The organism is Indibacter alkaliphilus LW1 (assembly GCF_000295935.2).
Lineage (GTDB): Bacteria > Bacteroidota > Bacteroidia > Cytophagales > Cyclobacteriaceae > Indibacter > Indibacter alkaliphilus.
Window position 1 is genome coordinate 223,088 of the sequence record NZ_ALWO02000037.1, and the last position, 20,092, is coordinate 243,179.

The 20,092-nt window shown below is 40.6% G+C and carries 14 protein-coding genes; all 14 read right to left on the reverse strand.

The window, feature by feature from the left end; translation table 11 throughout:
• Positions 1-36: 36 nt before the first annotated feature.
• On the reverse strand, positions 37-1,944 hold the full coding sequence (locus A33Q_RS13495) for a sialate O-acetylesterase (RefSeq protein WP_009033383.1): 1,908 nt from the start codon (positions 1,942-1,944) through the stop codon (positions 37-39).
• A 131-nt stretch (positions 1,945-2,075) separates the two neighbouring features.
• Positions 2,076-2,309, reverse strand: a complete 234-nt coding sequence (locus A33Q_RS13500) for a hypothetical protein (protein ID WP_009033384.1) — start codon at positions 2,307-2,309, stop codon at positions 2,076-2,078.
• A 55-nt stretch (positions 2,310-2,364) separates the two neighbouring features.
• Entirely contained in the window at positions 2,365-3,171 is an 807-nt protein-coding gene (locus A33Q_RS13505; protein WP_009033385.1) for a metallophosphoesterase family protein, read from the reverse strand.
• 47 nt (positions 3,172-3,218) lie between these two features.
• Complete coding sequence (locus A33Q_RS13510; RefSeq protein ID WP_009033386.1) at positions 3,219-3,416, reverse strand: hypothetical protein; 198 nt, start codon at positions 3,414-3,416, stop codon at positions 3,219-3,221.
• 324 nt (positions 3,417-3,740) lie between these two features.
• Entirely contained in the window at positions 3,741-7,010 is a 3,270-nt protein-coding gene (locus tag A33Q_RS13515; RefSeq protein WP_009033387.1) for a WD40/YVTN/BNR-like repeat-containing protein, read from the reverse strand.
• A 159-nt stretch (positions 7,011-7,169) separates the two neighbouring features.
• Entirely contained in the window at positions 7,170-7,607 is a 438-nt protein-coding gene (locus A33Q_RS13520) for a CHY zinc finger protein (protein ID WP_009033388.1), read from the reverse strand.
• A gap of 119 nt (positions 7,608-7,726) precedes the next feature.
• Entirely contained in the window at positions 7,727-10,483 is a 2,757-nt protein-coding gene (locus tag A33Q_RS13525; protein ID WP_009033389.1) for a M14 family zinc carboxypeptidase, read from the reverse strand.
• Positions 10,484-10,548: 65 nt separating this feature from the next.
• Positions 10,549-11,700: an aminotransferase class V-fold PLP-dependent enzyme gene (locus A33Q_RS13530; RefSeq protein WP_009033390.1), complete on the reverse strand. Its 1,152-nt coding sequence runs from the start codon at positions 11,698-11,700 to the stop codon at positions 10,549-10,551.
• A 255-nt stretch (positions 11,701-11,955) separates the two neighbouring features.
• The gene (locus A33Q_RS13535) at positions 11,956-13,167 is read right to left on the reverse strand and encodes a glucuronyl esterase domain-containing protein (protein ID WP_009033391.1); all 1,212 of its coding nucleotides are present in this window, start codon (positions 13,165-13,167) and stop codon (positions 11,956-11,958) included.
• Between the two features lie 10 nt (positions 13,168-13,177).
• Positions 13,178-14,818: a sulfatase family protein gene (locus tag A33Q_RS13540; RefSeq protein ID WP_407635786.1), complete on the reverse strand. Its 1,641-nt coding sequence runs from the start codon at positions 14,816-14,818 to the stop codon at positions 13,178-13,180.
• 330 nt (positions 14,819-15,148) lie between these two features.
• The gene (locus A33Q_RS13545) at positions 15,149-16,738 is read right to left on the reverse strand and encodes a hypothetical protein (protein ID WP_009033393.1); all 1,590 of its coding nucleotides are present in this window, start codon (positions 16,736-16,738) and stop codon (positions 15,149-15,151) included.
• 145 nt (positions 16,739-16,883) lie between these two features.
• Positions 16,884-17,405, reverse strand: coding sequence for a hypothetical protein (locus A33Q_RS13550; protein WP_152527412.1), 522 nt, complete (start codon positions 17,403-17,405; stop codon positions 16,884-16,886).
• A gap of 172 nt (positions 17,406-17,577) precedes the next feature.
• The gene (locus A33Q_RS13555) at positions 17,578-18,156 is read right to left on the reverse strand and encodes a hypothetical protein (RefSeq protein ID WP_152527413.1); all 579 of its coding nucleotides are present in this window, start codon (positions 18,154-18,156) and stop codon (positions 17,578-17,580) included.
• A 394-nt stretch (positions 18,157-18,550) separates the two neighbouring features.
• Complete coding sequence (gene xylA, locus A33Q_RS13560; RefSeq protein WP_009033396.1) at positions 18,551-19,864, reverse strand: xylose isomerase; 1,314 nt, start codon at positions 19,862-19,864, stop codon at positions 18,551-18,553.
• Positions 19,865-20,092 lie beyond the last annotated feature (228 nt).

Here is a 20,092-nt window from a genome sequence, read left to right on the forward strand (position 1 = left end):
CTTGATTTCATTTTACTCTGCCATTCTACAGCAGTATCATTGTCTGACGGCATCAATATCTGGTAACCGGTACCTGAAAGGTTCAGCAGGCAAACCTTCTGAATTATAAAGGTTCACGGAGGGGTTATCTGCCCAGGCATACCTAACCTCTACAGGCTCCTTGACCAGAGGGTGGGAAACTTTAATTTCATTGCTCCCGCTGATTACAGCATTTGCACTGTGAAATTTCCCATCTTTACCTGCAATGATAAAACCTTTCACTTTGTCATTGATTGCAAGGGAAAACCCTTCTCCAAGATCAGCAAAAGATAAAAGGAAGGACTGATCTTCTACTCTTGCTCTCAGCAAGGTAGGACCTCGGTACAATACTTCCTCATTATAAGCTACTTTCTGCGCTACTTTCCATAAGCGTTGACCCACATCTTTTTTATTTCTTGGATGTATGTCCTCAGCATTTCCAATATCTATGGTAACAGCCATGCCTGTATTGGAAAGGTCTCTTGTATCGCTTTGAGCCTCCCTCAGAAAAGCCCAATTAGAATCCGGCTGAACTTCTTTTCGCTCCATAAAATTAGCCAATTGGACAAACAGGAAGGGGAAATCTCCAACCCCCCAATTTCTTCTCCAATCAGTAATCATGGTAGAAAACAGCTCCTTGTAATGCTCATGGTCTTGTGTATTGCTTTCTCCCTGGTACCAGATCACACCTTTTATAGGGAATTTGGTCAAAGGAGCTATCATGGCATTGTACATCATTCCAGGAAGCCAATTGTATTTTTCCACAATCGGCAAAGGTTCTTCTATTGTATTGCTGAACTTCCAATCCCCTTCTAAATTGACTTTCCCTTTATTGGAGGTAATATAAAAATTTCCTTTTTCACCTAAAACCACTTCATTGTCCCATGTATTGACAATCCTTACGGCAAGGGTATTTTCCCCTTTGTTCAGCATACTGGGAGGAATGGGAAATTCACGCAGTTTATCACCATAGTCTTTGACAAATAACCTCCCACCATTGATATAGACATGGGCAATTTGCTGAACATCTCCCAATTGCAACCTAACACCTTGTGTATCATTGAGGGTGAATTTTTTCCGAAACCACGAAATATCATTTAAAGGATTGTCTTTGGGAAGATTAACATTCTTCCAAGAAGAATCGTCAAAATTGGCGTTGACCACCCCTTGGATTTCTCCATTTCTTGCAGCTCCTACGACTTCATTTCTTTGGAGCTCTCTCAGTTTGTTGTCTACCACCTCCTGAATCCAGTATTCCTTTTTGTCTTCAATGTCCTTTGCTTTTTCGGCGTAAAAATCGATATTTTTCAAAGCTTCAGAGCTGGTCCATCCTTCTGCAGGTGTACCTCCCCAATTGCTTTCTATGATACCGATAGGTACGCCTTTTTCCAAATGATTTTTCTTCGCAAAAAACCAGGCTACAGCAGAAAAATTAAGCAGGTTGTTTGAATCAGCAACTTTCCATGCTCCACCTCTGATATTAAACTTTTCTTTGGCATCATAATCATGCGGTACTTTGAAAAATCGAATTAAGGGATAATCTGAATCAGCCAGCTCTTCCTGCAGCCCCTCCACTTCAGCACTCATTACCCACTCCATATTGGATTGTCCACCTGCTATCCAAACATCTCCTACCTGAACATCGCGAAGTTTTAATTCATTGATCTTGAGCTCAAATGGACCTGAAGCAGGCCTAGGGTCAAATTCCACTTGCCAATCTCCATTATCATCAACCTTTACTGATTTATTGTTATAGTCAAAACTGATTTCTACTCTCCTTCCCGGATCACCTTTACCCCAAATACGGATAGGTTCTCCTCGCTGGAATACCATGTGATCCGAAAAAAACCTGGGGATTTCAATTTCAGATAACCTTTCTTCTCCCTGGCAACTAAAAAGAATGATCAATCCCAGAAGGAGGGACATTTTGCTGAGTGATTTTAACATTGGATAAATAGGTGTTTAAGATGAAGCACCAATTTATCTAATTTGTCCCTTAAGTGACAATGATATTTTCAGGAAATATAAAAATTAAGTGTCCTTTAGACAAAGGCAATTCAATTTCTATACCCATTAGGGTTAATATCAGCCGTTGCTATGTTTCTTGTGATTTCCCTGCTCTTATAATCCATCGCACAATGAATCGTTTTATCTACCCAATGCACCTCTTTGACCTCATTTTTAAACTCAGAGGAATAATTATCTGTGATTTCCAACTCAAGTTCCTCCAGTGTTTCTGCTAATATTACAGACTTGGAGCTATCATTCAGGATTAAAGTATAAAAAGGCATAGTTCTTAAATTTATCAAAAACTTAACCTGCCAACTCAAAAATTGTTGTTGAAAATTACAAGGAGTAACCGCTGATGATTTTATCGTCATTCATGGATTTGAGATAAGTTGCGGCTTTTCCATCATCACCTACCTCTATCACACGATAACCCGGCAAAGGAGAGCCCCAATTTCCTCCAAAATGTCCTGTCCAAAGGTATGGTTTTTTCTGATTCAACATGACCCCATTGACATCGTGATCGTGACCATGAACGACTGCTTTGACATTGGGGTAAGTCGCTATCAAATCTAACAGCTCCTGACAGGAAACTCCATGCCTGGTCCAGTCATTTTGAGAAATATGGATGCAAATAAACACATGGGAAAAATCTGAAAAATCATCAAGACTCCTTTTTAAAAATTGTTGGTTGACACAGAGATAATCACCCTTTTCATTGGAACTGTCAGCAAGGACAAAACCAAAATGGTCTTTATAAGAAAAAGTATAATCGGTAGGGATCCCCCAAATATCCTCCCAAGTATTTTTGGTGACACGGTCATGATTTCCCCGAACTGGGAAATAGGGTGCCTGAAGTCGGTCATAGACTTTTTTGACTTCAGGCATCCACTTAGGGTCATCATGGATCAAATCTCCATTGAAAATTACAAAATCCACCTCTTCTTCTTGGTTAATCGCTTGAATCAAAGTTTCGTGGACCGCTTCAAAATCTGTGTCAGGCTGACCATAATGTCCATCTGATGCAATGATAATTTTAAGCTTGGGATTTTCGGGAAAATGCATTTTCCCATATGTCATAAATGGCATAAGCGGAGATATTGCCGTAAGAGCCGTAATTTTTTTGATAAAAGACCTTCTTTGCATAGAGAAAGTTAATACATTAATTCTAACGGACTTAGGCAATGCTCAATTTATTTTTTCCTTGCCGACATGATCAGGCCAATGACAAGGACTACACCACTGACGATTACAGGAGTCCAGTTCGCTGTGCTCACCGCAATATCTACTCCCAATAGACTAAAGCTTTCAGAATCCTCCATTGCCTGAAGCCCAAAAACAATCAAGCCCAAACCTCCTATAATCGATAAAATAATTCCAACAGTTTTCATAGTGTTACTGGTTTATGTTTAAAATACCTCAATGAAAGATACAAATGATGTACCGAATAGGTTGTAGGTTGTATGATTTTAGATTTAAGATTGTAGATTTAAGATTGTAGATTTAAGATTCAATATCGTTTTAGTTTAGGCTAACATTTCCAAAGTTCTGATTTTTAAATAAGGTTTGTTTTTATTATTAACCCGACTTTGGAAAAGTTTAATTCAACTTGTCCTCATATCTAAACGACATTGTTTTTAGATTGTATATTTTTGAAATTCTCTGAATAGATTTGATTGAATATTTTAGAATTTACATTTGAATCCATCTGAAAATCACATTTTTCTGTTTGGTGTATATGGAGCTCCTGCCGCTTCAAGTTTTCTTTCATAGCTACCCAGTTTATCAAAAAAGACTGATGCCTCTTTTTGATATGCTTCAAACTCATTCCGGGCAATCTCAACATTTCGTTTTTGTGTAACTGTAGGTGCTTCAGTACTGCTCCAATGCCCATAAACTGTTCCGCCAATCCTACTCATAATGGTTGGAGAAGTGGAAACATCCTTACTATTGGGAATCTCGTCATTCATAAGTTTTATTTTCAAATCTTTCAATGCTCTATTCAAATCCGTCCACTCAGCATAGAGTTCTTCTGAACCATTTGGAGTCTTCATCAAAGCCGCCTTGATAAACCTGAGTTTTTCTTCCGCTTCAGATAGCTGCCTGGCAGCATTGAACGCTCTCCTGTAAAGCTCTGAAGTTTGTTTTTTGAAAGCAGCCATGGCTACATAATCGGTCGTTAGGTCATATGCAGGCTTCAATTCAAACTCCTTCTTTTCACCCTGCAATTCCAATGCACCGTTATTGTGCACATAAAGTTCAACGCTGTATTTTCCCGGTGCAACCAAGGGTCCCTCCGGATCACTGGCCCAAGGCGGTTGGAATTCCGGGACATAAAGACTGATCGGGTGTGGGGCAGGAAGTCTTAAATCCCAATTCACCCTATGCACACCTTCCGAACTTCCACCTTGTACCCAACGAATTGGATTTCCTGCCTCATCTCTGACCAAAAGCATCACCCCAGGATCCTGCTCCAATGCTTCCTCTCTCAACTGATCCCAATCCGGAATGGGAATATTGCTCTTTTGTTCATGTAATTTTTTCTCTTGCTCCTTACGCTTGTCCACTTGAGTTTTAGGTAAGTCTTTCAAGTAATAAGTAAAAATAGCTCCAAAAGGAGGGTTCTTACTGACATAACTGTCAGATCCTTGTGAAGGCATACCTTTGGCTTGCATGGGCACACTGGGCACATACCACCAAGCATCCTTGACAGGCAATAGTGTATTCGAATTAGAAATGCTCAGGTTATTGATTTCTCTCAATGGCGAATAATCATCCAGCACGTAAATCCCTCTGCCAAAACTCGCTCCCACCAAATCATTTTCCCTTGGATGTAATTCCACATCACGGAAAGATATTGTAGGTACTCCAGTATTTAGTTTTATCCAATTACTTCCTTTATTGATGGAAAAATACAAACCATACTCAGTCCCTATAAATAACAAATTCTCATCTATATAATCCTGCTTGAGTACCCAAATAATGGTATTGGAAGGTAAGTCACCTGCTATTGACTTCCATGACCTACCTTTATCCGTGCTCATAAAAACATAAGAATTGTAATCTCCAAGCTGATGCCCATCAGCCACTGCAAAGACCGTATTGGCATCGTGTGGGGATGCATGGACATGATTGATAAATGTCAATTCAGGAACACCGGGAAGTCTTGTGCATTTCCTCCAGCTTTCACCTTCATCCTCACTGACATGGAGAAGACCATCATCAGATCCTGTGTAAAGCAAGCCTGCCTGAATTGGTGATTCACTGATACTGGTCAAGGTGGCAAATTTGGACATGGCTCCATTATAATACAAAGCGTCGATACCAGGAACTCTGTCTTTCATGGGAAGCTCGTACCTGCTTTTCCCTTTTGTCAGGTCACCACTGATTGCTTGCCAGGAATCACCTCGGTCAGTGCTTTTCCAAACCCTTTGCGAGCCGAAATACAAAGTCTTGTGGTCATGAGGACTCAATTGAATAGGACTGTCCCAATTCCACCTTTCCGGTGGATCATTGGGTTCTGGCTGGGGCTGAATACCCAGTACTTCCCCTGTCATCCTGTTGTGTCTATGCAGCATTCCTTGCTGTATTTCCATGTAAACTGTATTCGGATCTTCTGGATCAAATACAGCATCATGTCCATCAGCACCCAAAGGCACATACCAATCCTGATTTCGCACACCTTCAACATTGGTCGTACGCGATGGTCCAAGCAATGTCCCTAAGTCCTGGGCTCCTACTACCACATTGTAAAATGGCTCTGTATTGTCCAAACCTATTTTATAAAATTGTGAGATGGGCAGGTTCGGAAATAGCCTCCAGGTCTCCCCCTCGTCAAAAGATTCGTATAAGCCACCGTCTGTTCCTACAAGCAGGTGATTGTCATTTCCAGGATCAATCCATAATGCATGGTTGTCACTGTGTTTTCCCCTACCTGTTTCACCATAATTAAAGGTCTTCCCACCATCTCTGGTTCTGTTGAGAAATACATCCATTTGATAAACCAAATCCGGATTTGATGGAGAAGCTTCTATTTCCTGATAATAGTGTGGGCCTGTACCGCCTGAAATGTAGCTGTTGCGTTTTTCCCAACTCTCTCCTTTGTCTGTAGATCGATAAAAACCCTTATTGGATTCATCTGCTTCGATGGTTGCATATACAATGCTCGGATCAGCCGGAGTTACTGCCAATCCGATTTTACCAATGTCTCCTTGGGGTAAACCTTTGCTTACTTTTCTCCAGTTTTCACCACCATCAGTCGACTTATAGATTCCCGAATTGGGGCCTCCTGCTAAGAATGCCCAAGTTTTCCTTCTCCTTTCATAAGCAGCCGCATAGATAACATCCGGATCGGAAGGGTCGAATTCGGCATCTGTCACACCTGTATTTTCATCTATTTCAAGGACCAGGTTCCAATTTTTACCTCCGTCATTTGTCTTGTACAAACCACGCTCTCCACCGGATGACCAAAGCGGTCCCTCAGCAGCTACATACACCACATCGCTGTCCCTTGGATCCACCAAAATCTTCCCAATATGCTCAGATTTTTTCAATCCCATCTGCTTCCATGTGGCTCCGCCATCCAAACTTTTGTAAATGCCATCACCCCAACCGACATGCCTTCCGCTCACATTTTCCCCAGTGCCTACCCAAACCACTTCGGGATTGTTGGGGTCTATCACTACGGTACCTATGGAGTAAGACGGCTGATCATCAAAGACCGGAGTCCAAGTAACTCCGCTATTGGTGGTTTTCCACAAGCCCCCTGAGCCCACTGCCACATACCAGGTATGAGGTTGATTTGGATGTATGGCAATGTCCGCGATACGGCCACCCATCACAGCAGGCCCTATACTTCTCAACTCTAAACCCTTAGCCAGCTTTTTAGCCAATTCTGTTTGATTGGTTTGGGCAAACACCAAATTATTGGACAGTAAAAAAAAGAGAAATCCTAGATAGAGCAGAGAAGTAGCGGTTTTTCGCATAGCATATTTGGTTTTGTGCGAAAAAAGATAGAGGAAATTTCCCGTATAAAAAACGCCATTTATCAAAAATGAAAGCTTATGTTCTTGAATAATCGGAATAAATTGATGCTATTTGAGGAAATCACTTTGCTCCAAATTAAAGATCGAGGTGCGTGGCTTTCACTGTTTTTTCTCTTCAGTTTCAAAATACAAATGATAATGATTGCTGCACCCTGGATTGAAGCTGGCTTCACAATGCGGGCAAGTGTTATCAGATGCCATATAGTCTTCAATGCTCAGCTCCTCTCCACATACCCCACAGAGAATCGCAGCTTGATCAAATTCCGATTTTGGCCAAACGATGTGTTCATGGTCAGCCTCCTCTTCATGGCAGGAAAAACAAGGGTAATATTTATCACAGCACTTAAATTTGATAGCAATCACGTCAAGCTGTGAATGCCAATGCACGCAACGGGTTTGCTTGTCTATGGCCTTCCCAAAAACCCTTACCTCTCCAACCTCAATAAAATTGAAAGGGCTTTTTTCTTTTTCCTGAGCAAATAAACTACTGGAAAATACCAAAAAAATAACAAGGGCAGCGCAGGCAGTAAACTTCATTGTATTGAAAGAATTTGAATTTAAACTATTCCAAAGTTGGTTAAAATTAAAACAAACTCAATTGCCAAAACTCAACTTTGGAATAGTTATCCTAACTAAACGATATTGAACCAATAGTTTTATTTCCTCAATTTATCCCAATTGATCAGGGCGTTCCAGACCATTGGAGAATCATGATGGTTCAGGTAACGGTGAAGAGGATCAAATGTAAAGGCTACCACAGTTCCTTTCCCAAGTGGCAGGCTGAACACAGAACCATGACCTACGATCTCCTGCTCATTTCTGACCATTCCCGCAATCACATAATCAGGATTTTTCTCGTTCTTCTCCCTTTTCTCTACTTTTTCTCTTTCAGGCATTCCCATGATATGGCCATCGTATTCCACTTCGTCCTTCAATGGATCAAAACCATATTGAACCAACATCAAGTCCCTGTTGTATTTGTCAGTCTGCAATAGTGGCCCATTTCCTCTGAATAACTGGAAACTTTCTCCAAAGCCGTACAATACCGGAGAATCAGATTTTCTGGCTTTGGCCCGGATAATAGAACCCGGGTGAAACAATCCCGAAGTACTTACAGGTGACAGTTCGGAAGCGATGCCCAGCTCAGCCAAGATAGCGCTCATATTGTCAAAGCTTATAATGACCCCACCCTCTTCACCGAATTTTCTCAAGTTATCCACTCCCATGAAGCCCGGACCACCGGTCATGTCATTGGTAGAGGCAGGAAATCCATGAGATGGGAATTCAGCTGTTTTGGTAAATGGCATAGGACCGAATTTCTTATCGACCCCATTGACGAAATTCTTGGCATTCCCTCTGATCCTAGGCATGATGATCACATCAAATTTGGACTTCAGGCCACCTGCTTTCAGGTCATCCTTGTCAATAGAAGTGTAAGGAATTCCCCTTTCCTCAAACGTGTACCTGGTCCAGCCTTCGTCCTGTGAATTATACCAAGTGTGGTAAACTGCCACTCTTGGGAGATTGACTGTTTTCAAATCATCAGAGGAAATATTGGCATTACTGGATTCTAAATCCAAACCGAAACCTGAAGCAATTTTCGAAGCCTGATCGGCATTGACTTTTTTCAAAATCAATGACCCTGCTCCGTAAGTCTGTCCTCCTATCTCAGTTTCTTTGGTAAGAATGGATATTTCGGCATTTTTATTGTCCTTCTTCAAACTATACAAGGCAGGCAGAACAGTGTTCTGGGCATGATAAGGAAGAATATAGGTATTTCCAGATCCTGAAATCTTTCCTTCATAAACGGCATCTTCTGTCAACATTTTCAGGGAAGAAACATCAAAGTCCACTTCCTCCTTGGCTTCCACATTTACGCCATACAGGTATGGCAATGTCCAAGCAATGGCATCATAAGGCGGATATTTGGCCTCTTTTGGATAAGACTGTGGCGTCAAAAGAGACACCAGAAGATTTCTGTAAGGTTGCTCTGAAAGCACTACATAATGGCTGTCGTTTTCATGAACTTCTATACCTTGAACCTTAAGCTGGTTGGCAAGATAGGCTACCATGGCCGGGTCTCTTTGCTCCTTGGCGATGGTAAAGGCTTTTGGTCCTTCTTTTTTTCCTTTTTCTATGCTGTTGTATCCTTTTTTATAAAAATTCCTCAACAAAAGTTGTCCATTGGTGGCCGCATAATAAAGGGAAGCGATGACACCCACTTGGGTATAGTTGATGTTATTTCTGAAAGACCAATACACCAGAGGTGTAGCCGGATCTGGTCTATACCATTCTTTGGAGGAGGCGAGGTCTCCGGCAAATTTGGCTGTGGAATAATCCCTCAAATAGGTATCTGCTCCTGCATTACCATAAGTTTCGTAAAAGCGGCCGTTGGAATTGTGGTTGTTTGCCACCCAAATTCCATATCCTGGCCACCATCCATCATAAAATGCCCAGGTAAATGCTCCAGGCATACCTTGTGCAGAAACTTCCGCCACATCATGGTTGCCCATGACCTGCCATTCACTTTGGGTGATTGGATCTACAAACTCATTGTAAGGACCTGTTCCGGTAGAGATATAAAGCAAAGGCACAGACTCATGCAAATCCAACATCACCGTGGGGTGAAATTCAAAGAAGCCTTTAAATATTGATTTGGTGATTTCCTGGGAGACCTGAAGACCGTCTCTATTATTGTCATGGAACACATACTTAGCCCAGTAAGGCGTGGATCTTGGGAATCCATCGTCAAACTTTTCCCTGCCTTTGGTATATCGGAAATACCAATCCACTTGCTTGTCCCAGCCATCCGGCTCTGAAACAGGATTAATCACCGTGATGACATTTTCACGGATCGCATTGATATCATTGGCATCGGAAGTGACCAGCCTGTAGGCCAATTCCATCAACATCTCGGGCGCACCCATTTCGGTGGCATGCATGCCGGCTGACACATAATAAACAGGCTTGCTGTCCATGATAATTTGCTCGGCCTGTTCCGGACTAGTTTTTCTGGCATCCGCCAGTTTGGCCAGTTGGTCTTTGTAATGGTCCAGCCGGTCCATAGACTCCTGATTACCGATGACGATCAGGTAAAAAGGCCTGTCTTCTTCCGTCCTGCCCATTTCCTGCATGTGTACCAATGGAGAGCTTTCAGCTAATTTTTGGTAATACCCATAAATCTCAGAAGTACGATGAACAATTCCTTCTGTACCTATGATATGTCCAAAATGCTTCAAAGGTGAAGGAATGGAAGGATGATCTACAATATCCAGTAAGGACTTGGGTAAAAAGCGCTCATCTGTAGTGAAATCTTTGATTTTTTGCACATAGGCTTCATCTACCTTTTGAGCCTTCAGCTCCAAGCTGAATAAGACCAAAAGGGCAAACAAAATTTTAAAGGTAGGCTTCATATCGATGGTTATATTATTTTCTTGAAGGGAAGCTACAAAAAAAGAACGTATAGATAAGGTGAAATTTATTTGGATGGTCGATCCAATACATCCATCAAAGCCTCAAGGTCCTCAAGAGTATTGAAAAGATGTAAGGAAAGCCTGATGGCCTCTCCTCTTACAGAAACATATATTTTACTTTTCTCTAAATCCGCCAAAAGACTTTCCTTGTCCATGGTAGCGGGTAGATGAATCCCAAAAAGATGCCCGCTTCTGAAAGCCTCTTCCTCAAAATCATATCCTTTTTCTTTCAGGAAAGGGAAAAGAGGTTCCACCAGCTTTTTGGTGTAAGACTCAATATTATCCACTCCCCAATCGAGTATTTGTTCCAGGGCTTTGTTCAGCATAGGCAGAAGTATAAAGTTGCTGAATTCTCCCATATTGTACCTGCCGGCGCCTTTGGAGTACACCGGATCATACTTTGTAAGTGATGAAAATTCCTGTGAATTGGACCTGTTCATCCAGCTTTCTTCCAAAGGAATCCCATCATCAAACAGCTCCGAAAAGTACGCCAAACCTATGGAATATGGTCCCAACAGCCATTTGTATCCTGCGCAGACCAGGGCATCCGGTTTCACTTTTTGTACATCAAATGGTATCGCTCCAACAGACTGGGTCCCATCCAGAATAAATACCACCTGATGCTCCCTGCATTTTTGGCCTATTTCTTCCAAGAGGTACTTTGTCCCATCTGTCCAGTGAACCGTTGACATCATCAATACAGCCGTTTGATCTGTAATGTTTTCCATCAATTGTTCGTGCCAATCTCTACCTACCTCAGGACTTTGAGAAGGTCTCGGAATAGTTTTGAGCTGTTTGTTATGCTTTTCACACCAGCGGACTATGCTGAAGTATCCGCTTGGAAACTCTTCTCCTACTACCAAGGCTTCGTTGCCATTTCCCAGAGGCAGGTTATTGATCGCCGTCATCAGTCCATAGGAAGCTGAAGGCACGATGGCAATCCGCTCCGCAGAAGCATTGATGATTTTTGCGAAATTTTGCTTCAATACTCCAGCTTCTTCAAAAAAATGTTTCGGTTTGATCTGAGTTGGATTGTTTTTCTTCAGGACTGCTTCAATGCCCGCATGCTCCACAGTCTTGAGCTGTGGCCCCATATAAGCACAATTCAAGTAGTGGATATCCTTGGGAAGAGAGAAAAGGTGTTTTTGGTTTTTCAATTGGTATTGGGTTGATCTTTATTCACATGCAAACTACTGCTTGTAGATCTATCGACAAATTATAATTTGATCTAACTAAAGAAAAAATTCAAAAATTAGCTCCTCAATAATTAATGTACATAATTTCTATTATGATCGAAATCATTCACCAAATGAATTTACATTTCAATTGTAATCGAAATTTATATTATTGCCAAAAAAAAGGAAATGACATTGATTATTATAAATTTTGCCCGAATATAAAACCTGCCAGGATTAATACAATGATTTGAATGTTGAAAATCTCTTTTCTGCAAAATCCAGAAAACGCTTCCAATCGTAAATACTCAGGTCATGTTCTCCCTCACGGAGATGGTATCCTATATTTTCCAAATGAAGAGTATTGACTTCGGTATTGAAGGTATCAGGTAATTCCTGTGACGCTTGATAAATTTCATCATACACCCTTGAAGCAAAAAGCAGAGAAAGGTATTCTCCTTTGGGATCAGCCCATTGGTCATCTTTGGAAGAGGCGACATAAAGTCCCCTCGGCGCGATCAGCGACAAAAGCATGTGTTGGTCCAATGGCAAAGATTCCTCGTTTCCATTGTACTTTTTGAAATTATCGGTAAACCAAAACGGGAAAGTGGTATTGATCCTTTCTATGGTTTCTCCATACTTCCTTTTGGATAGTGCAGCACCCCCACAACCAGACTCATTGGAGACGGTTATAGACCAACGGTTATCATTGGCACCTGCCCACAAAGCAGCCTTACCACCTCTTGAATGCCCTACAAGCATGGATTTTTTAGTATCAAATTCACTTTTGCTTTCAAAATAATCCATGGCCCTCATGGCTCCCCAAGCCCATGCCCCCAAACCCCGCATGCCATCTGACCTTTGGAGTTGTTCCGGATAAAGCTTCTCCAAGACTCCTTGACTAAACCTCCCCTTATGATCAGGGGAGACATCTTCCACATCAAACACTGCAGCTACCATTCCTTTGCCGATGATTGCTTTTAGAGGAAAAAAACTGTCGGTAGTATCTGACAACAAATCCAAAACATTTCTATGACTGATCAACAAAACGACAGGTAGCGGTTCGGTAAAATCCTTAGGAAAAAACAAGTGCAGGTTCATTGTATTTTGGTTTCCAGACCTTTCCACCTTGATTGCCACCGTTTTCATTTTGGAAAAATCACTGTAAGGATGCTCCGTAACTGGTTTCTCCTCAAAGCCTATTTGGTCAAAATTCTGAGGCAAATCTCCATAGACTTCATTTGCAAATTGCCTGAGTATTTCTGCTCTCCTAAGCTTTTCCCAGGATTGTACATCTTTGATAAGCATCCCGTTCTTGCTGATAAACAGATCCGGAATGCTCAACGCCGGCACTTTACTTTCGTCATAATTGGGTTCTTTTTGGGCCATAGCAATAGGGATGTTAAGAATGAATATCCATAGGCAAATGTTGGAGATTTTCAATAGCATGGATTTGGATTTATTTAAGTGAGGTATTTTTCTTCAAAATCTCCTGCAATTGTGATTCTTTGAATCCCTGCGCTCCTTTTATTTCAAATTGCCTGAGGTATTCTTCCAACAAGCGCTGACTGATTTCAGAGGAATCCCCGTATTTTTCTCTAACGGCATCAAGTTCCCCATGCAGCTTTTCTCTTATTCCAGCATAATCTGGGTCCTCGTATACATTTTTGAGCTCATTTGGATCATTGATTCTGTCATATAACTCCCATTCATCCACATCAAAATAAAAATGGATCAATTTGTATTCCTTGGTGACAATGGCATAATGCCGCTTGACCATATGAATAGAAGGGTATTCATAGTAATGGTAATAAACGGCATCCCGGGTCCATTGGTCCGACTCCCCTGTCAAAAGCGGAATCAAACTCTCACCCTGCATGTCTGAAGGGGCTTCAATGCCTGCAGCTTCCAAAAATGTCTGGGCGAAATCGAGGTTTTGCACCATTTCATCTGATTTGCTCCCTGCCTGAACCTTTCCTGGCCAAGCCACCAACAAGGGAGTTTTGAAGGATTCATCATACACAAATCTTTTATCGAACCAACCATGTTCTCCCAAATAAAATCCCTGGTCGGAAGTATAGACAATGATGGTATTTTCCATCAATCCATTGGCTTCTAAATAATCCAGGACTCTTCCCACATTTTCATCCACAGAGGCAATGGTGCCCAGGTAATCCTGCAAGTAGCGTTGGTACCTCCATTTCATTTTTTCCTCTTCGGTCATCTTGGGATAGGCGGCTTTGAAGGCCTCGTTTACAGGACCATATACCTCATCCCAATTGGCCCTTTGTGTTTCATTCATTCGCCCAACTTCCCTTTGGAAGGCTCCCTTGTCCCAGCCAGAGGCGTCAGGAATACCCAATTCATCCATCACTTTCGGATACACCTTGGAATCCCCTGCCCAGTTCATGTGATGAAGCAAATTCATCTCCGCCTCTTTGGCAGCAGTACCACGACCTACATAATCATCAAAAAGTGTCACAGGCTCAGGATATTCTTTCTGGGTAAATTCTGCGATGTGCCTTTCAGCAGGCAGCCATTCCCTATGTGGCGCCTTATGCAGGTACATCAACATAAATGGTTCTTCTTCTTTCCTTTCATTCTGTAACCAATCCAATGTCATGTCAGTGATGATATCCGTCACATAACCTTCAACTTTTATATTTCCTTCATTTTTGGTGATGAAATCAGGGTTGTAATAAGACCCTTGTCCAGGGAGAATTTTGAACTGATCAAAACCCTTAGGGTTATTTCCAAAATGCAGCTTTCCAAACATGGCAGTCTGATAGCCAGCCTCCTGAAAAAGCTGAGGAAAGGTGACATTGGTCGTGTCAAATGGAAAATGGTTGTCTGTTTTCCCATTGAGGTGGGAATGTTTCCCGGTCAGAATGGTCGCTCTAGAAGGAGCACATATGGAATTGGTTACAGAAGCATTGGTAAACAACATACCCATTTTCGCAATCCTGTCGATATTTGGAGTCTGTATCAAACGCTCATCGTAAGCAGAAATGGCCTGATAAGCATGGTCATCAGACATAATAAAAATGATATTGGGTCGCTTTTTTTCTTCTTCCTTTTGTTCACAGGAAAAGTTTAACATGATCAAAGCAAAATAAAAAGGGAGAATAAAGGCGACATTACGCATGCTATGGAAGGTTTTTAGTGATTATTGAGAAGAGAATTTTTTTCCTAGAGTCACCCCTTTATTATTGGATTTTTAAAAGGATATTCTATAATCCCAATTTAAGGTTCAATTCCCCTTATTCAAATTTTATTTTGCTCAATGGTAGTAAAAGCCAAATATACTATTCCACAACAATACGAATGGATCTATTCTGGAAAGAAATAAACATCTAAAGTTTTGGCTTGGCAAAGCTAATTTACTTGCTAAGATTGCCTAAAGACTATTATGGCCATTTTATGGAATGAATCACAGATCAGTCACTTTCAATTCCTGAAAGAAAAAGTTGTTTTCATCAACTGCTTGACCATCCTCTTTCACATACCTTATTTGTTGCCTTCCTGTCAATAGAAATGACCCATTATTTAATGCTTTGACCTCTAAGTCAGAGTTTCTTAAACTCAATACTTTATCACCTTTCTGAGGATTCAGGATTTTGACTTCTTGGTTAATTTCCTGAAAATCACCTTCTGAAATTAACGAATAGAAAAGCTTTCCTTCAAATTCATATATAAAATGATCCTTGTTACCTGAGAATATCTGGCCATAAGAGAGCGGGACAAAAGTAGACTTTTTGGGCAGGGGAACGGCATAATCCCATAACACATTTCCATTGTTGTCAAACTGTACCACATGAGAAGAAATAAAAGAAAAATAAATTTTCGGATCCCCAAGTTCCACTTTCACAGTACGGCCTGTATCCGTATCTATAAAACTGTCATCCATTCCTCCCTTCCTTCCGATGGAAAGATTTTTCATGGGATTAAGACGGTAGTAGTTGCGGTCATATACACCGTCTTTGATATAAAATGAATTGCCCACAGGCAAGAAATGATCTGAATACAAAAGATAGCCGTGATCATTTTTTATGATTTCCCTTGCAGCCAAAGCTCCTTTCAAAGAAGGGTTCCTGGACTTTTCCCAGCTTTTACGGCTCTTTTCACCTCCATCTTTTTCAAAAGCAAAGAATCCGTCCAGGTCATTGATCTCCACAATATTGTTAAAGGGGTCACTCCCATCGGCAAGGTATCCTCCATAAAAACCATTATAGCCAACTTTATTCGTCATCCCAACAGTTCCTGCAATAAATTTCAAAGGACCTTCATTAGAAATGATCATGTCAATGTTCTCTCTGTTTTTGGATTCGTTTTCAAACAAGTGGTTTCGGAGCAATACACCTTCCTTGTTGATCGAGGACATGAGAAAAGATTTGCTTCTGTCTTTCGTCCTGAAATTGATCAACAGGTTAAAAACCCCTGTCAATTCATCTCCAAAAACTTCCTGAACAACCATCCCAGGTTGAAAAACATCCTCTACCGTATAAACCTTCCCGGTAGCCATTTCTTTGACCTGGGCAATAAGCCTATTTTGAACATAGGACAACAGAAGAATTCTGTCATCTAAAATTTCAAAATCAGAGATTGGACTTTCTACTGTATTCTTAAGGTCAATTTCTTTTGATTCTTTGGTTTTCAGATCTAAGATCAACAGGTATCTCTCATTCAAATACCTCTCGGTATTTTCACATAAAAAATACACTGTATCCCCAAATACTTTTATTCTTTTGAGGACATGACTCCATTTGAGAGGAATGTCTACCACCTTTTCATCCCCAAATGACATATTCGCCGTGAATATCTTCAACTTCATCTCCTTATCCGCCATTCCTTTATTGACCTGATATGCAAAAAAGTAATCCTCAGAAACGTCTAACCACACTGGCTGGATGGAAAATTCGCCGCTTACCTCAAGTCGTTCGCCAAAGCTGACTTGCCCAAAGGAGTATGTGCAGAATACACTTAAAAAAGATGCCAGGAAAAATTTATACAGTAATTTCATAACTAAATATAAATTATTCCAGCGAATAAAAAAAACCTGCTCAAATCTTGGATCTAAGGAGGTTTAAATGAAAACACAAATTTCTATTGATTAATGTTAAGTATACGGACATACTTAAACCCATTAAGCTAACTCTTTCTCATTTTTAAAGAAAAAAAATGTTATTGGTAAAAATTGCTGTAAAAAGATCCAATTCCTTTTCAAAGTGATCAAGGTGAATATTCTTAACAGGTATTGATGCATAAGCATTATCAAATTTGGAATACTGCGGAAAAAATTCTCCTACTTCATGGAATAACTTTCTTGCGAAAATCTCTCCCTCTTCATCATAAGGGTAATAGCTATACCAACCTTTTCCGGTACCATCCTCTAAAGGAACTAGTGCCCGCTTTTCATAATCGGCAAAATACAAGCCATAAAGCCCGAGCATACTTACCAAAAGTACTACTCCCCGACAACCCGGAGCATCCATCCTCACTTTCACACTCAGTATATGATTTCCATGCTGAAAAGAAGAGTCCCGAACTTCATATACCTCTTCAAAGGCTCTGATTTTTTCGGCAAACTTCTCCCATTTTGGTAAATAACTGCTTCGCATTTTACCCAGTTTTGAATATTGCTTCTCCATAGCAGGAATTAAGGGAGAATTCCAATCCCAGGGATCCATGGTAAAATCCTTTAATAAATTTAAATATGCTTCTGGTTTATTGACAATGGGTTCCATATACGGCTGGGGAGTCTTATACAATTATTTTATTGTCTTACTAAGAAAAACTCATCAAAGTTAACCTTATTCAAAACCTAAAAACCTTGTTTTACTAAAAGACATTGTAACATATCTATAGAAATATAGTATTAGTAGTAAATATGGCCTTAAACAAATCAAGTTCCTTTTCAAAATTACCCAAATAAATGTTTCCCACTTTAATGGAAGCATATGCATTATCGAACTTGGAAAAATCAGGGAAAAGAATCCCAATCTCGTTAAAGATTTTGCGAGAAAGAATCTCCCCTTCCTCATCGTATGGGTAATAACTCAACCAACCTTTTCCATAACCATCATCTAAAGGGACCAGAGCTGGTTTATCATAATCCACAAAAAAAACGCCATATAGTCCAAGCATACTTACTAAAAATACAAGCCCCTTACATCCTGGCCCTTGCAGTCTAATTTGTGTACTTAAGAGATGGAAACCGTGTTGAATCGAGGTTTCTTTCACTTCATACACACATTCATAAGTACTGAGTTTGTTTACGAATTTCTCCCATATTGGGGATAATTGAATTCTTTTTTGACTTAATTCTTCCTTTTTTGATTCCATAGCCGGAATTAGGGGAGAATTCCAATCCCAGGGATCCATGGTAAAATCCTTTAATAAATTTAAATATGCTTCTGGTTTATTGACAATTGGTTCCATAGTTTGCTGAGGAGTCCGGGGCATTTATTTTATTGTCTTTCTGGCATTAACTAGAGTCGACTAATTTTCTAATTTAATAAAAAACCTGCTCAAATCTTGGATCTAAGCAGGTTTAAATGAAACCTCTAATTTATTCTCCCGCATCACTGCGTATGAATATCATATTTTCTGTCTTGAGGGGATATTCATAGATATCAAATTGATATTGGGATATTTATCACTCAGATTCTACGAGTTTGAGTGGGAAAACCCAAAGGATATACTTACTTTTTTAAAGAAATATTAGTTTTCCAAAGAAACCAACATTCAAATTATGTTTAACCCCAATATCCAATATCTACTAGTATCCATTAATATCTTAATCTATGAATCCTGGCAAGTTGACCGAATATTATCAAATATAATCATTCAAAATATTCTCGAACAACTCCTGTCTGCCACTTCTCTGCTTAGGCTCACCTACTGACTTGGCATGGTTTCTCAAATCCTCCAAAGTCAAATTGCCTTCTTCAAAAGATTTTCCGTTTCCGGAATCAAAAGAAGCATAGCGCTCTTTTCTCAGGTCTTTGTAGGCTGATTTTTCCAATATTTCACTGGCAATCAAAAGTCCTCTGGCAAAAGCATCCATACTACCGATATGGGCATGGAAAAGATCCTCAAGGTCTGTGGAATTCCTTCTCACTTTGGCGTCAAAGTTGACCCCTCCTCCTTGAATACCTCCACCTTCCAAAATGACCAACATGGATTCTGTAAGTTCTTGGATATTGATGGCAAACTGATCGGTATCCCAGCCATTCTGATAATCTCCTCTATTGGCATCTATGCTGCCCAACATGCCGGCATCCACAGCTACCTGAAGTTCGTGCTGGAAAGTATGGCCCGCCAATGTGGCGTGGTTCACTTCAAGATTCAGTTTGAAATCTTTATCCAAACCATGATGTCTCAGGAATCCAACAACGGTAGCGGCATCATAGTCATACTGATGCTTGGTAGGCTCCATAGGCTTAGGTTCGATCAGGAAATTCCCTTTGAAACCTTTTGATCGGGCATAGTCACGCGCCATGGTTAAGAATTTGGCCAGGTGCTCAGTTTCTCTTTTCATGTCTGTATTGAGCAAAGACATGTAGCCTTCTCTACCGCCCCAGAACACATAATTTTCACCTCCAAGCTTGATGGTGGCATCAATAGAGTTCTTCACTTGGGTACCGGCCCATGCCAATACGTCAAAATCAGGATTGGTGGAAGCACCGTTCATATACCGCGGGTTGCTGAATACATTGGCCGTACCCCAAAGCAATTTGATACCTGTTGCTTTTTGCTTTTCAAGTGCATAATCTGTGATGATCTGCATACGCTCTTCGTATTCTTCCAGCGTAGCACCTTCATCTATCAGATCCACATCGTGGAAACAATAATATTCTGCTCCGATTTTGGTAAAAAATTCAAAAGCCGCATCCATTTTGTCTTTAGCACGCTGTACTGCATCGGCATTTTCATCCCAAGGTCTGTTCATAGTACCCGGTCCAAACGGATCTCCACCGGTTCCACAGAAGGTATGCCAGTAAGCAATCGCAAATTTGAAATGCTCCTTCATGGGCTTTCCAGCCACTACTTGGTCAGGGTTGTAATACCTGAATGCAAAAGGGTTCTTAGAGCCCTTGCCCTCAAATTTTATCTTTTCGATTCCCGGGAAATAAGTCTTAGCCATAATTTTGGGTTTGAGTTAAAATAGGATTAATAGGTTTAAGAAATAATTTTTTAAGACTACCAAATTATGGATTTTATATGAATATGGAAAACGTTTGCACTTCCATTATGACCAGCGTTGCTTTAATTTTATGAAATCGGTTGCAAAAATGAAGAACGGAAAGCGTTTGAGATTTATGAATGACGATTTGGAATTTACGATTTACGATTTACGATTTACGAATGACGA

Bases quoted from the DNA above. Each gene is read 5' to 3' on its own strand.
- A33Q_RS13495 (WP_009033383.1), bottom strand. From the start codon at position 1,944: ATGTCCCTCCTTCTGGGATTGATCATTCTTTTTAGTTGCCAGGGAGAA.
- A33Q_RS13500 (WP_009033384.1), bottom strand. From the start codon at position 2,309: ATGCCTTTTTATACTTTAATCCTGAATGATAGCTCCAAGTCTGTAATA.
- A33Q_RS13505 (WP_009033385.1), bottom strand. From the start codon at position 3,171: ATGCAAAGAAGGTCTTTTATCAAAAAAATTACGGCTCTTACGGCAATA.
- A33Q_RS13510 (WP_009033386.1), bottom strand. From the start codon at position 3,416: ATGAAAACTGTTGGAATTATTTTATCGATTATAGGAGGTTTGGGCTTG.
- A33Q_RS13515 (WP_009033387.1), bottom strand. From the start codon at position 7,010: ATGCGAAAAACCGCTACTTCTCTGCTCTATCTAGGATTTCTCTTTTTT.
- A33Q_RS13520 (WP_009033388.1), bottom strand. From the start codon at position 7,607: ATGAAGTTTACTGCCTGCGCTGCCCTTGTTATTTTTTTGGTATTTTCC.
- A33Q_RS13525 (WP_009033389.1), bottom strand. From the start codon at position 10,483: ATGAAGCCTACCTTTAAAATTTTGTTTGCCCTTTTGGTCTTATTCAGC.
- A33Q_RS13535 (WP_009033391.1), bottom strand. From the start codon at position 13,167: ATGCTATTGAAAATCTCCAACATTTGCCTATGGATATTCATTCTTAAC.
- A33Q_RS13540 (WP_407635786.1), bottom strand. From the start codon at position 14,818: ATGTTAAACTTTTCCTGTGAACAAAAGGAAGAAGAAAAAAAGCGACCC.
- A33Q_RS13545 (WP_009033393.1), bottom strand. From the start codon at position 16,738: ATGAAATTACTGTATAAATTTTTCCTGGCATCTTTTTTAAGTGTATTC.
- A33Q_RS13550 (WP_152527412.1), bottom strand. From the start codon at position 17,405: ATGGATCCCTGGGATTGGAATTCTCCCTTAATTCCTGCTATGGAGAAG.
- A33Q_RS13555 (WP_152527413.1), bottom strand. From the start codon at position 18,156: ATGGAACCAATTGTCAATAAACCAGAAGCATATTTAAATTTATTAAAG.
- xylA (WP_009033396.1), bottom strand. From the start codon at position 19,864: ATGGCTAAGACTTATTTCCCGGGAATCGAAAAGATAAAATTTGAGGGC.